Annotated in this window: 11 protein-coding genes; 7 read left to right on the top strand and 4 right to left on the bottom strand. The window is 66.6% G+C overall.

Going from position 1 to position 14,014, the window contains the following annotated elements; genetic code table 11:
- Complete coding sequence (locus R2B70_RS16185; protein WP_318161988.1) at positions 1-435, bottom strand: hypothetical protein; 435 nt, start codon at positions 433-435, stop codon at positions 1-3.
- A gap of 213 nt (positions 436-648) precedes the next feature.
- On the opposite strand from R2B70_RS16185, the gene R2B70_RS16180 reads away from it, so the two are divergent.
- Positions 649-2,256, top strand: a complete 1,608-nt coding sequence (locus R2B70_RS16180; RefSeq protein ID WP_318161987.1) for an ATPase RavA domain-containing protein — start codon at positions 649-651, stop codon at positions 2,254-2,256.
- Between the two features lie 85 nt (positions 2,257-2,341).
- Positions 2,342-3,796 (top strand): ATPase RavA stimulator ViaA, encoded by a 1,455-nt coding sequence (gene viaA, locus R2B70_RS16175; RefSeq protein ID WP_318161986.1) that lies wholly within the window; start codon positions 2,342-2,344, stop codon positions 3,794-3,796.
- A gap of 24 nt (positions 3,797-3,820) precedes the next feature.
- On the opposite strand, the gene R2B70_RS16170 is transcribed toward viaA, so the two are convergent.
- Positions 3,821-4,825, bottom strand: a complete 1,005-nt coding sequence (locus R2B70_RS16170; protein ID WP_318161985.1) for a sensor domain-containing diguanylate cyclase — start codon at positions 4,823-4,825, stop codon at positions 3,821-3,823.
- A 196-nt stretch (positions 4,826-5,021) separates the two neighbouring features.
- Here R2B70_RS16170 and R2B70_RS16165 point away from each other — a divergent pair, with 196 nt between their 5' ends.
- From R2B70_RS16165 to R2B70_RS16155, 3 genes are all read left to right on the top strand, one after another.
- Complete coding sequence (locus R2B70_RS16165; protein WP_318161984.1) at positions 5,022-6,896, top strand: diguanylate cyclase; 1,875 nt, start codon at positions 5,022-5,024, stop codon at positions 6,894-6,896.
- A 245-nt stretch (positions 6,897-7,141) separates the two neighbouring features.
- Positions 7,142-8,731, top strand: a complete 1,590-nt coding sequence (gene prfC / locus R2B70_RS16160; RefSeq protein WP_157005270.1) for a peptide chain release factor 3 — start codon at positions 7,142-7,144, stop codon at positions 8,729-8,731.
- Between the two features lie 170 nt (positions 8,732-8,901).
- Positions 8,902-9,240, top strand: coding sequence for a nuclear transport factor 2 family protein (locus tag R2B70_RS16155; protein WP_209794696.1), 339 nt, complete (start codon positions 8,902-8,904; stop codon positions 9,238-9,240).
- 139 nt (positions 9,241-9,379) lie between these two features.
- Here R2B70_RS16155 and R2B70_RS16150 read toward each other — a convergent pair whose 3' ends face one another.
- Together R2B70_RS16150 and R2B70_RS16145 are read right to left on the bottom strand one after the other, a co-directional pair.
- Entirely contained in the window at positions 9,380-10,291 is a 912-nt protein-coding gene (locus tag R2B70_RS16150) for a GNAT family N-acetyltransferase (RefSeq protein ID WP_209794695.1), read from the bottom strand.
- A 265-nt stretch (positions 10,292-10,556) separates the two neighbouring features.
- Positions 10,557-11,594: an alkene reductase gene (locus R2B70_RS16145; RefSeq protein WP_318161983.1), complete on the bottom strand. Its 1,038-nt coding sequence runs from the start codon at positions 11,592-11,594 to the stop codon at positions 10,557-10,559.
- Positions 11,595-11,758: 164 nt separating this feature from the next.
- On the opposite strand from R2B70_RS16145, the gene R2B70_RS16140 reads away from it, so the two are divergent.
- On the top strand, positions 11,759-12,328 hold the full coding sequence (locus R2B70_RS16140; RefSeq protein WP_209794694.1) for a TetR/AcrR family transcriptional regulator: 570 nt from the start codon (positions 11,759-11,761) through the stop codon (positions 12,326-12,328).
- Positions 12,329-12,430: 102 nt separating this feature from the next.
- On the top strand, positions 12,431-13,843 hold the full coding sequence (locus R2B70_RS16135; protein ID WP_042077752.1) for a DUF2252 domain-containing protein: 1,413 nt from the start codon (positions 12,431-12,433) through the stop codon (positions 13,841-13,843).
- The last annotated feature ends 171 nt before the right edge of the window (positions 13,844-14,014 follow it).

The following is a 14,014-nucleotide window of genomic DNA, read 5'->3' as shown; positions in this document are numbered from 1 at the left end:
TCAACCGGGCTGGCGGTGCCGGCACTGCTGCCACAGGGCGCGCTTGTGTGTCCCGTCGGGCTTGAGCGGGCAGACCAGGGCGTCGGGCCAGCGGGCATCCGGGGCCGTCAGCCAGATCAGGGGCTGCGGTGTCCCCTCTGGCAGCTCGGGGATCCTGGCCAGCAGGGAGACCTCGTCCGTGCCGATGCCGAGCCACTGGCAGAGATCCCCGAGCAGGGCGGGGGAGGGCAGGGTGTCGGCCTGCAGCCACAGCCTGCCGGTCGGCAGCGAGGGGGCCGGATGCCCGTTGTTCGCATCATGCGCCGGGCGTTCAGCCGTCACCGGCGTCGCCCCTGCCGCCTGACCCGGCAGGGCCTGGCCTCTCTGTTGCCAGAGGGTGATGCCCATCCGGGCCAGAATGCGCTGGCGCAGCGGGTCCAGCAGGGGATCTTGCATGGCGAAGGCTCACTCTTGATCTGCGTTGGGGTAAATTCTGATGAGCAGAGTACACTCTCGCGGGTTTTGCTGCACCCCGGACGTTGCCTTTTCGCCGTGCGGCGATGGCGGATGAACGCCGGTTGGGGCAGAGATGACAGACAATGACGACGGGAGGGGGCCAGAGGCCGGACCCCGAATCCCTATGACCATACCAGCTTCGGAACTGTGCCTATGCCGCCTTTAGCCCAGAATACTGTTCGTGCCACCCCCATCCATGAGCGCCTGCCACGGCTCCTGGCCGCCCTCGGGGAGGGGCTGTATGAGCGCCAGGACGCCCTGCGGCTCGGCCTGCTGGCGGCCCTGTGCGGCGAGAGCGTCTTCCTGCTGGGCCCCCCGGGCATCGCCAAGAGCCTGATCGCCCGCCGGCTCAAGCTGGCGTTTCACGATGCCCGTCACTTCGAATACCTGATGACCCGCTTCAGCACGCCGGAGGAGGTGTTCGGCCCCCTCTCCATCCAGGCGCTCAAGGAGGACGGCAAGTACCTGCGGTTGACCAGCGGCTACCTGCCGGAGGCCGAGGTGGTCTTCCTCGACGAGATCTGGAAGGCGGGCCCCGCCATCCTCAACACCCTGCTCACCGCCATCAACGAGCGGCAGTTTCGCAACGGCGACAGCCAGCACCCCATCCCCATGCGGCTGCTGGTCACCGCCTCCAACGAGCTGCCGGCCCCGGACAGCGGGCTGGAGGCGCTCTACGACCGCATGCTGGTGCGGGTCTGGATGGACAGGGTGCAGGAGAAATCCAACTTCCAGGCCATGCTGGCGAGCGATGGCCAGTCCCACCAGAACCTGACCCCCTCGGTGCAGATCCGGGGGGAGGAGTACGCCGCCTGGCAGGAGCAGATAGAGCAGGTGCGCCTGCCCGATGCCTGTTTCGAGCTCATCTACCAGTTGCGCCAGCAGCTCGACAGCCAGCTCGGGCACGGCTGCTATGTCTCGGATCGGCGCTGGAAGAAGGCCGTCAGGCTCATCAAGGCGAGCGCCTTCTTCAACGGCCGCGACGAGGTGGCCCCGCTGGATCTGCTGCTGTTCAAGGACTGCCTCTGGCACGACGAGGCCTCCCGCACCGCGCTGCTGGAGATGATCGGCGAGTTTTCCCGCCTCTACGGCTACCAGCAGCTGGCGCTGACCCGGCAACTGCTGGCCCTGCGCGAGCGGTTCAAGCAGTTGAAGGGGGCCGTCGCCCAGCGCATCGGCAGCAAGGCGGTCAAGCGCAAGCAGTGGTTCGGTCGCCGCGCCCGCGGCACCGAGCTGCCGCTCGCCAACGCCAGGGCGTTCGGCAAGCAGGTGCACTTCCACCTGCTCACCCCGGCGCCCCTGGACGGCGGCGATCCCGACCGCCTGACCGAGACCCTCACCTTCGATCGCACCCTGCTCTCCCACTGGCACCCCACCGGGGAGGCCCTGGTGGGCTGGCAGCTCGGCAACCCCAAGGAGGGGCACTACGAGCTGGTGCTGGACGAGCAGCTGCGGCTGCACGTGCTGGATATCCAGCGCCAGCCCGTGCCCCTGGTGCTGGTGGAGCGGACCCCCATCCCCGAGGTGGTGATGAGCCCCTGGCTGGCGGAGCTGGAGGAGCTGGCGAGCCAGGTGGTCCGGGTGCAGCAGAGCCTCAAGGGGCAGCGCAGCCTGTTCGATCGCCACCAGCCCCATCTGTTCGTGGGGGACAACTGGCTGCGCCAGGTGGAAGACAGCTTCTTCGTGCTGAACCGGGATCTGGAGCGGCTCGGCACCGAGCTGCAACAGTGGCGGGATCGCCTGCCCAGGCTGGATGCCTGATGGTGTTCGACGTGGCGCTGGCCCCTAACACGAGCCGCCTGCCGTTGCGGGATGGCACCCTGCGTCCCCTGCACAGGGAGTGGCCATGCTAGAGATCGGCATGATGGATCTGGGGCTCCTCATCGGCGAGGGGGAGCTGGCGGGGGAGATGGCGCTGCTGCTGGCCTCCACCCCGAAGATCTCCGAGTTCATCAAGCGCTCTCCCCTGCAGGGCAAGCTGCTCAGGAAGCGGATCCAGCGCTGGGGCGAGCAGCTCGGCGAGGAGATGCGCCACAAGCCGGTACCGGTGGCGCTGGAGCAGGAGTACCTGCTCTATCAGGCGCACCGCCTGCTGCCCCTGCCGGAGCTGGTGGGGCGACTGCCGGCCCTGCTGGAGGCCCTGGAGCAGCACAGCCCCTTCGCGGGGGATGCCCGCAGCCTGGTGCGCCAGATGCTGGCCCAGCCCACCGAGGGGCTGCGCCAGCTCTTCATCGAGAAGTGGCGCTACAGCCTGGTAGGCAGCCTGCTGCAGTTGCAGCAGCAGATCGCCGAGGCGGAGCGGGAGAAGCAGCGCCAGGAGATAGAGGATCAGCTGCTGGCGAACCGGACCCTGGCCGATGCCCTGGATCCGCACCAGATCTCCGCGGGCGGCCTCTGGGATCTGGCCCAGGGCAGCTGGCACAAGCGCAGCCTGGTGCTGATCAAGCAATATGCCCGCATGTTGCAGCAGGAGCCCCTGCTGGCGGAGATCGCCGCCCTGCTGGGGCGCAGCGAGCGGGAGCGGCGCAGCGAGGCCAGGACGCTGCCGCCTGTGCCGGTGCACGAGCTGGAGGAGGTGCAGAGCGACGACGTGCCCGACGATCTGGTGGGGGTGCACCCGGCCAGCGATCTGATGCGCCTCTTGCCAAGCGAGGCGGTGATGCTGGCGCTGCCTGAGCTGGAGCTGGAGTTCTATCGCCGCTATCTGGAGCGGCGCCTGCTGAGCTACCAGTCCAGGGGCACCCTGCCACGGCAGCGCCTGATGCAGCGCTCCCCGGAGCAGGGGGGCCAGGAGGTGCAACCTCGGGGCCCCTTCATCGTCTGCGTCGATACTTCGGGCTCCATGGGGGGCTACCCGGAGGAGTGCGCCAAGGCGCTCTTCCTGGCTCTGCTCAAGGTGGCGATGAACGAGAAGCGGGGCTGCTATCTGATGCTCTTCTCCACCGAGGTGGCGACCCTCGAGATCACCGCCGAGACCGGGCTGGAGAAGGCGGAGCGCTTCCTCTCCATGAGTTTCCACGGCGGCACCGATCTGGTGCCCTGTCTGGAGCAGGCCCTGACCCAGCTGGAGGAGCCGGCGTTTGCCAAGGCCGATGTGCTGGTGGTCTCCGACTTCATCGCCCAGAGCCTGCCCCACGCCCTGCTCGATCGGATGAACGGGCGGCGGGCGCAGCAGACCCGGTTCCACGCCGTCGCCATGTCCCGTCACGCCAAGACGGCCATACTGCGGGTGTTCGACAACAGCTGGCTGCTGGATTGCGGCCTGCGCGGACGCCTGCTCAGGCGCTGGCAGCGCAGCTAGGGGCAGGCCGGCACTGTCTGGGGGTCAGACGCCGGGCCTGTGGCAGAGGCCCCGTTCGTTGACCTGTTCCTGATCCAGCAGGGGCTGGCCGCTCGGCTGGGCGATGTGGAAGCCGCGCTTGCCGGCGCGCTTGACCCGGTACATGGCCTGATCGGCCCTGGCCAGCGCCGTGCTGAAGTCGTCCTGGGGCCGGATGGCCGCAATCCCCATGCTCAGCCCCACCGCCGCCTCGCCGTTGGGCAGCTCGAACGGGGTGGCGATGGCGTCGATGCACTGGCGAGCCAGGTGGCTGGTGCGGGGATCCTCGCTCGGCCAGGGCAGCAGCAGCACGAATTCGTCGCCGCCGAGCCGGCCTATCTTCACCCCCTCCTCGCAGCAGTCGCGCAGCCGGCGGGTGAGGGCGATCAGCAGCTCGTCGCCGGCCCGGTGGCCCAGGTTGTCGTTCACCCGCTTGAAGTCATCGAGATCGATGAAACAGATGGCCTGGTACTCCCCGGGGAACTGACGGTGCAGGGCGGTGCGGTTGAGCAGGCCGGTGAGGGGATCCCGGTGGGCGAGCTGGGCGAGCTGCTGCTCGTACTCCTTCTCGTGGGTGATGTCGATGTGGGTGCCCATCACCCGGATGGGGTTGCCCTGGGCATCCCGCTCCACCACCCGACCGCGGTCCAGCACCCAGGTGGTCTTGCCGTCCTTGGCGATCATCCGGTGCATCACCTGGTAAAACGGGCTCTTGCCCTCCAGATGGTCGAAGAAGGCCTGCAGCACCTGCTCCCTGTCCTCCGGATGCAGGTGTTCGCGCCAGACGTCGAAGTGGGCCGACAGCTCCTTGGGCTGATAGCCGAGCATGGATCCCCAGCGCCGGTTGAAGATGATGAGCTTGCCGGTCGGCACATGGTTCTGCCAGATGCACAGGCCGGTGCCGTCCATGGCGGCATCCAGCTTCTCCCGCGCGTCCTCGGCGATGCGCTTCAGACGCTCGTTCTCCAGCAACAACCTGTCGTAAGCCTCCCGCAGCTCCTCGTAGGTCATTCCTCATCCCTTCCCTGTTTGAAAGCCTATATAGTCGATGCAGACTTTCCTTCTGTAAAGAAGGGGATAGCGGGGGCTCCCGTCTGACATGAGGAATTTTCTCGCCCTCCGGCGGCTGTGCGCCCGGAGACGGTGGGGATATGATGACAGCGGTGAGCGTGGCATCCGGGCCGGTAAACGGGGAGAGTGAATCTGCATGAAGATCCTGATGGGGTGTGGCCTGCTGCTGTGGCTGGGGATGACGCCGGCCCTGGCACAGCCACCGCGGCTCTCCGAGCCCGAGCTGCTGCGCGAGCTGCAGCAGCTGGAAGACGGCGGGCTGCCGGAGCGGATCTTTCGCGATCGCGTCGCCGCGCTGGCGGACAAGAAGCAGGTGTATCCGGAGGAAGTGCAGGGACGCATCGCCCGCCTGCAGTGCTGGGCCCAGCCGAGCGAGCGGGATGACGACTTCCTGCGCGCCGTGCAGTTTGCCGATCAGGGGCTGGACCGGGCCCGGGCACGCAAGGACAGGGTCACCGAGGCCGGCCTGCTCGCCTGTCGCGGTTACCACAGGCAGCTGCTCGGCAACATGGCCGAGGCCAGGCAGGATTACGACGCGGCCCTGACCCTGGCCCGCCGGCTGGGAGACGAACGCCAGCGGGCCGACATCCTCAGCCTGCGGGGGGAGATGTTCGCCTACCAGGGGGATCTGGCCGAGGGGCTGATGGAACTGATCGATGCCCATCGCCGCTACGAGGGGCTCGGACTGGAGGGCAAGGGGCGCGAGGTGCTGACCCGGATCGCCAACGCCTACCGCAGGATGGGGCTCTATGAGCGGGCCGAGAGCTACTTCAAGGAGCTGGAGCACGACTACCGGGTCCTGGGGGATCGGGAGCATCTGGTGGACATCCACAGCCAGCAGGGGCTGCTCTATATCGAGACCGAGGAGTACGACAAGGCGCTGCCCCTGATGGCGGAGGCCGAGATCTACTACCTGGGGCAGCAGCAGGAGGGGATGCTGGCCTGGAGCCGGGTCGAGATGGCCACCCTCTTGCTCAAGCAGGGCAAGACGGCGCAGGCCATGGCCAAGCTGGAACAGGTCAAGACCCAGCTGCTGCGAGGGAAGGGGGCCGACAGCGTGACCCTGGGCCACTGGCACCTCATCATGGCCACCGCCCTGGACGCCATGGACAGGCCGGCCGAGGCGCAGCGGCACCTGGACGAGGCCGAGCCCATCTTCGCCAGGGAGCAGAATCTGCGCTTCCTCGCCCGGGTCCACGAGGTGCGGGCCCGGGTGCTGGAGCGCCAGGGCCGCATCCAGGAGGCCCTGGCCAGCCTCAAGACTTTCGTGCAGACCCGGCAGGCCCTGGAGCTGCGACTGCGGGAGCAGCGCTCTCTGCAGATGCGCTTCGAGTTCGATCTCGCCCGCAAGGAGCTGGAGAACCAGACCCTGAGATCCCGGCAGCAGTTGCAGGAGGAGAAGCTCAAGCAACTGCAGGAGCGCCGCTACTGGCAATACCTGGTGGTGACCCTGCTGCTGCTGGTGATGGGCATACTGGTGGTGCACCAGCGCGGCCGCACCCGCAAGATGCAGCGCCTCGCCATGACGGACGAGCTGACCGGCATCCACAACCGGCGCCAGATCCAGGCCAAGGGGCGCAAGTGGTTCACTCAGGCGCGGGAGGAGGGCAAGCCACTGTGCGTGCTGCTGCTGGACGTGGATCACTTCAAGAGGGTCAACGACCAGCTTGGCCACCAGGTGGGGGACAGGGTGCTCACCGCCGTGGCCCAGTGCATCGAGGAGCAGTTGCGCAGCCTGGACAGGGTGGGGCGCAACGGCGGCGAGGAGTTTCTGGTGCTGCTGCCGGACACCCGTCTCGACGAGGCCGCCGAGGTGGCGGAGCGGATCCGGCTCGCCGTCTCCCGCCTCGCCATCGAGGGGGTGCCGGCGGATCATCCCATCCGCATCAGCATCGGCTGCGCCCAATACAAGCCCGAGGATGACAACCTGGGCGAGCTGGTGCGCCGGGCCGACGAGGCCATGTACGAGGCCAAGCTGGCGGGGCGCAACCGGGTGGTGAAGGCCGCCTGACGCCGCCCGGGGTGGCCCCTCGATGCCGGGCTGGGTATTTTTCACTCGCGCGGGTATAATGCCGCGCAATTTTGCTTTGACTCAAGGCCAGACCCATGTAACGCAACGCTCTTCCCCGTTTCCACCGGCCGGTCCCCGACCCGCCCGCGTGGCGTTGTTGCATGCATGGGCGCCCTGACCCCAAGGTGCTGTCCCGCATTTATTCCCACGGTGGCCCGCGCCGCCGCCCAATAGAAGAACGTCGAATTATGTCAGCTGAATTTCTGAGTGAAGTCTCCAAGAGACGCACTTTCGCGATCATCTCGCACCCGGATGCGGGTAAGACCACCATCACCGAAAAGGTCCTGCTGTTCGGACAGGCCATACAGCGCGCCGGTACCGTCAAGGGCCGTGGCTCGGGCCAGCACGCCAAATCCGACTGGATGGAGATGGAGAAGCAGCGCGGCATCTCCATCACCACCTCGGTGATGCAGTTCCCCTATGCCGACTGCCTGGTCAACCTGCTCGACACCCCGGGTCACGAGGACTTCTCCGAAGATACCTACCGTACTCTCACAGCCGTGGATTGTTGCCTGATGGTCATCGACGCCGCCAAGGGCGTCGAAGACCGGACCCGCAAGCTGATGGAAGTGACCCGGCTGCGGGATACCCCCATCCTCACCTTCATGAACAAGCTGGACCGCGAAGTGCGCGATCCCATGGAGGTGATGGACGAGGTGGAGCGCGAGCTCAACATCATGTGCGCCCCCATCACCTGGCCCATCGGCTGCGGCAAATCCTTCAAGGGGGTCTATCACCTCTATAAGGACGAGACCTATCTGTATCAGAGCGGTCAGGGCCACACCATCCAGGAGAAGCGGGTGGTCAAGGGCCTGCACAGCCCGGAACTGGATGCCGCCATCGGTGAAGATCTGGCGGCCCAGCTGCGCGGCGAACTGGAGCTGGTGCAGGGGGCCTCCCCCGAGTTCGATCACGACGCCTTCATCGCCGGCGAGATGACCCCGGTCTTCTTCGGGACCGCGCTCGGCAACTTCGGCGTCGACCACATGCTGGACGGCCTGACCGACTGGGCGCCGTCTCCCATGCCGCGCAAGGCCGAGAGCCGCGAGGTGGTGGCCACCGAGGAGAAGTTCTCCGGCTTCGTGTTCAAGATCCAGGCAAACATGGATCCGAAACACCGCGACCGCATCGCCTTTATGCGTATAGTGTCAGGGACTTACAGCAAGGGCATGAAGATGCGCCACGTGCGCATCGGCAAGGACGTGAACATCTCCGACGCCGTCACCTTCATGGCCGGTGACCGGGAGCAGGCGGAAGACGCCTTCGCCGGCGACATCATAGGCCTGCACAACCACGGCACCATCCAGATCGGCGACACCTTCACCCAGGGTGAGGATCTGAAGTTCACCGGCATCCCGAACTTCGCTCCCGAGCTGTTCCGCCGTATCCGCCTGCGCGACCCCCTCAAGCAGAAGCAGCTGCTCAAGGGGCTGGTGCAGCTCTCCGAAGAGGGGGCGGTGCAGGTGTTCCGCCCGCTCATCAGCAACGACCTCATCGTCGGTGCGGTCGGTGTGCTGCAGTTCGATGTTGTGGTGTCCCGCCTCAAGAGCGAGTACAACGTCGAGGCCATCTACGAGGCGGTCAACGTCGCCACCGCCCGCTGGGTGGAAGGGACCGACGTCAAGAAGTTCGAGGAGTTCAAGCGCAAGAACGAGGTCAACCTGGCGCTGGATGGCGGTGACAACCTCACCTACATCGCGCCGACCATGGTCAACCTGCGCCTGGCCCAGGAGCGTCACCCCGACGTCCAGTTCCGCCAGACCCGCGAGCACTGATCACCCCGGCCGCGCCCTGTGAGTGGCTGACGAAATAAGAGAGACCCCGCTTCGGCGGGGTCTTTTGTTATGGGGCGTTTGTTGGGAGGGGGAGACGATCCCCATCCGGGGCTTGATGATGGAATGAACATTGCGGATAAGTGATTCAAATTTCACTCGTGGAGAGAGACATGTCCGTCACCCAACCCGTGGAGGCGCAGTTTGCCGCCTACAATGCCCACGACCTCGACGCCTTCGTGGCCTGCTTTGCCCCGGATTTCAAAGGCTACCGCATGCCGACCGAGACGCCGAGCACAGTCGGCAAGGGGGCGCTGCGGGCCTTCTATGCGGAGCACAGATTCAACAACCCGCTGCTCAAGGCCGAGCTGCTGTCACGCACAGTCATGGGCAACAAGGTGTTCGATCACGAGAAGATCCATGGCCTCTCCCCCGAGCCCATCGAGAGCGTGGCGGTGTTCGAGGTGGAGGCTGGCCTGATCAAGACCGCCTGGTTCTATTTCCCTTCCTGAATGTCCTCTCCCGCAGGGAGAGGACACCATCCGACGTCTGCCGGAAAAATCGCGGAATCCTGTTTTGCTCCCTTCTCCCCTTGCGGGAGAAGGGGCGGGGATGAGGGGGCGAAGCCGAGGGGTTGGGGGGATAGGGGAGCTACTTCAGCTCAAGCACCATGCAGATCTCGCAGGCGTCGTGGCCGGTGCAGCCGAGCGGCCCCGGCAGGTGCTCGAAGCCCAGGGATTCGTAGAGCGCGGTGGCTTCCCGCAGCACGGCCGTGGTCTCCAGGTAGCAGCGCTGGTAACCCAGGGTGCGCGCCTCGGCCAGGGCCTGCAGCACCAGCCGCCGTCCCAGCCCCAACCCGCGCAGGGCGGGGAGGAAGTACATCTTCTGCAGCTCGCAGATCTCCGGATCTCCCGCCAGCGGCGCTATGCCGCCGCCGCCGAGGATGCTGCCGTCCGGCCCCTCGATCACCCAGTAGCGGCTGCGCTCCCCCTGGTAGGTCTCGTGGAGGAAGTCGAGATTGGGATCCGCCACCCCGTAGCCCTTGTCGGCGGTGAGGCCGTACTCGGCGGAGACGGCGCGCACCACGGCGGCGATATGGGGGTTGTCGGCCGGGGTGATGGGGCGGATGACGAACCCCTGCTGGCGGCGGGCCCGGGAGAGGGCGCTGCGATAGAGCCGCATCCCCTCCCAGATCCGCTCGCACTCGGCGGGGGATAGCTGGGCCAGGGCCCCGGCCATGGTCTCGTCCATCTGCCGGTGCAGCTCCTCAAGTTGCCCCTTGCCCTGTTCGGTGAGGCTCGCCTCCTTGCTGCGCCCGTCCGAGGGGTGGGGCTGCCAGGCGATGAGCTCCCGCTCGGCGAGGCGGGCCAGGGGGCGGCTGGCGTTGGACTTGTCGATGCGAAGGCGCTCGGCGAGCTGCTGGTTGGTGGCGGGGCCTTTCTCCAGCTCGATGAGCAGGTGGGCCTCCAGGGGGCTCAGGGCCAGGGAGCCGCACTGCTGGGAGAGCATGCCGAGTTCGCGTACCAGTTCCCGTGACAGGGCGCGCAGGGGGCGGGGATCCATGGATTCAGTTTCCTTCTGAGGGTTTTGGTTGTCGTACGCAACCAATAACATTTTTTGGTTGTTGATGACAACCATTTTGCGGGATTAAGGGAGTGAGTGGGCAGAAAAAAGGGCCCGGGAGAGGGGCCCAAACATTGGAAACCCGCGCCAGGGCGCGGACTCCATCCTTGGTCAGGAAAAGGCAGGCTGCGGCGGCCAGACCCCTGTATCGCCAGGGGCTGGCGGCTGATGCCCGCTCCGCCGGCGCGGTGGGCGCTGCGCGGTTTTACACCAGCTCGGCCAGCATGGTGTCGGCATAGGGGGTCAGTGCCTCCCCCTGCTTCACCTTGGCGAGGTAGTCCGGGTTGGCGATGAGGGGGCGACCGATGGCGACGAGGTCGAAGCGATCGGCCTCGATGGCCTCGGCCGCGGTCTCGGCGCTGTAGTTGCCGACCCCGACCAGATGGCCGTCGTAGTGGGCACGCAGGTAGTCGGAGGCGCGGCCATCCAGGTAGTCGAAGGTGAGGCTGTCATCGAAGATGCCGAGGTGCACATAGGCCAGGGTGCGCTGGTTCAGCTCGGCCAGCAGGTGGTCGAACACGGCGCGATCCCGGGCATCCCCTTCGAGGTGCACATAGGCGCCTGGGGAGAGGCGCAGACCCACCCTGTCCCCGCCGATGCGGGCATTGATGGCGTCCACCACTTCCAGGGCGAAGCGGCTCATGTTTTCGGGGCTGCCGCCGTAGTTGTCGGTGCGCAGGTTGCTGGCGTGGTGCAGGAACTGATCGATGAGGTAGCCGTTGGCGCCGTGGATCTCCACCCCGTCGAAGCCCGCTTCGATGGCGTTGGCGGCGGCCTGGGCGTAATCCTCGACCAGCTGGGCGATCTCGCTCTCGGTCAGGGCGCGGGGCACCTGATAGACCAGCTCGCGCATGCGTGGCACCGTGCCCTCATGGGCGACGGCGGAGGGGGCCAGCACTTCGGCGTGATGGAAGAAGGGGTGGGAGAGGCGGCCCACGTGCCACAGCTGGGCGAAGATCTTGCCGCCTCTGGCGTGCACGGCGGCGGTCACCTTCTTCCAGCCTTCCACCTGCTCGGCGCTGTAGAGCCCCGGGGTGTTCGGGTAGCCCTGGCCGTCCGGGCGGATGATGGTAGCCTCGGAGATGATGAGGCCGATGTCGGCGCGGCGGCCGTAGTAGGCGGCCATCTGCTCGGTCGGCACCAGGCCCGGGCCCGCCATGCAGCGGGTCAGGGGGGCCATCATGAAGCGATTGGCCAGGGTGAGGGTGTCGTTCAGGCGATAGGGTTGAAACAGGGTATCCATGGGGTTTGTCCTTGGGGATGATTCTTGAACGGGCATTCAAGACGTTTTTTGGTTTGTGTGCAAGTCTTTTTTGAGCAAGCATTCAACATGGATTGAAGGGAATGGCTGGGGTAAACTTGCCGCCCTGTTTTCCCGCCCCACGACACCTTGCCAACGGAGACCCCATGCGCACTGCCGAATTTGATCGGGATCTTGTCCTGCGAAGCGCCATGGAGGCGTTTCGCGCCAGAGGCTATGCCAAGACCACCATGCAGGAGCTGGTGGCGGCGACCGGCCTGCACCCGGGCAGCCTCTACGCGGCCTTTGGCAACAAGCGCGGCCTGCTGCTGGCGGCGGTGGATCACTATGTGGAGGAGAAGTGCGCCCTGCGCCGGCGCTGCTTCGAGCAGGCGAGCCCCCTGGCCGGGCTGCATGCCTACTTCACCCGGCTGGTGGACGATGCGCTGCAGGGCGCCTGCCTGGTGACCCGCACCCTGATGGAGCTGGCGGAGCAGGACGAGGAGCTGCACCTGCGTTGCAAGGCCATCTATGGCGAACTGGAGCGCGATCTCGCGCAGCAGCTGCAACGGGCAAAGGCGCTGGGGGAGCTGGCGCCCGGGCGGGACATCCCCACCCTGACCGCCTTCCTGCAGGTCAATATCCAGGGGCTCATCACCTTCGCCCAGTGCCACCCGGACCCTATGCTGCTGGAGGGGGTCGTCACCCAGTTGATGGCGGCCCTCGTCCTTCGCTGACCCCTCTCGCACGGCCTGCTTCGGCCGATTTTTCCCCGTCCTGCCTTGCTCTCGTCCGCCCCCTCTTCCATCTTCATGGGACAGTGTCAGGAGCAAGCGAATATGGCCAAACCATCGAAGTCCCAGGCGATGCTGATGCATTTCACCGCCCCCCGTCTCTCCATCGAAGAGCGCTTCGCCGCCGGCAAGCAACTGCGCGATCGGGTGCCCCGGGAATCCCATTGCCTGCTGCCGGATCCCTCGCACGGGCGGGATCCCATCGCCGTGCTCAAGGCCCAGGCCGCCACCCGGGTGCAGCGGCTGGTACCGGTGCGCCACGCCAGGATGCAGGAGTCCCCGTTCGCCTTTCTGCGCGGGGCGGCGGCCATCATGGCGGCGGATCTGGTCGACACGCCGCGCACCGGGCTCATGGTGCAGGCCTGCGGCGACATGCACGTGGCCAACATAGGCCTCTATGCGAGCGCAGAGCGCAACCTGGTGCTGGCCATCAACGACTTCGATGAGACCCACATCGGGCCCTGGGAGTGGGATCTCAAGCGGCTCGCCGCGAGCGCCCTGGTGGCGGCCGACTTTCTCGGGGCCAGCGCCGCCCGCCAGCGGGAGGCGGCCAGAATGACGGTGGCCGGCTACCGCACCCGGCTGCGGGAGTACGGCAAGATGGGCTTCATGCACGTCTGGTACGATCGCATCGATCAGGCCTCAGTGCTCCACGCCTTCTCCGAGGATGCCCACCGCAGTGTCGAAGCCGCCTTCGCCAAGGCGAGGGGGCGCAATCACCTGCAGGTGCTCGGCAAGATGACGGATCTGGTGGACGATCAGCACAGGATCCGCGAGATCCACCCCTTCGTCATCCGCGAGACCCACACCGAGGATGGGGAGCCTGTCTACGAGGTGCTCGGGGAGCTGCTGGAGGCCTATCTGGCCTCCTTGCCGGAAGACAGGCGGATCCTGCTGCGCCGCTACCGGGTCGTGGACGTGGTGCGCAAGGTGGTCGGGGTGGGCAGCGTGGGCACCCGCTGCTGGGTGATACTGCTGACCGGGGCCGACGACGACGATCCCCTCTTCCTGCAGGTCAAGGAGGCCCAGCCCTCGGTGCTGGCGCCCTACTTCACCTCGGAGGATGACAGCGGCAGCCAGGGGCGGCGGGTGGTGCGGGGCCAGCGCCTGATCCAGGGCTCGCCGGACATCTTCCTCGGCTGGTGCGAGCTCAGGGGACGCCACTTCTACGTGCGCCAGCTGCGGGACATGAAGGGGGGCATCGACATCACCCCAGGCATGGTCAGGCCCCGCCACTTCGTCGAATACTGCCAGCTCTGCGGCTGGGCCCTGGCGCTGGCCCACGCCAAGTCGGGGGACGCGGCCCGCATCGCCGGCTACCTGGGCAAGTCGGACGTGATGGACGAGGCCATCGCCGAGTTTGCGGTGGCCTATGGCCAGCGTACCCGGGAGGATCACCGCCGCCTGCAGGCCGCCATCGCCCTCGGCGAACTGCCGGTGGCCAGCGAGGCCCGGTGAGGGGCTATTCCTGGTTCATCCGCTCCTTCATCAGATTTTTGAGCCATGTCAGAGCGGGTGGCTGGACGTGCAGCCTGGTATGCCAGACGCAGCGGGTTATGCCGGATTCACCAACTCCCTCATCAACTCTTTCAGCCAGATGAGCGCGGGTTGCTGGGCGTGCAGCCTGGT

The organism is Aeromonas sp. XH (assembly GCF_033348475.1).
Classification (GTDB): domain Bacteria; phylum Pseudomonadota; class Gammaproteobacteria; order Enterobacterales; family Aeromonadaceae; genus Aeromonas; species Aeromonas sanarellii.
Note: the sequence above shows the minus strand (reverse complement) of the source record. Positions and strands in the feature narration are given on the sequence as shown.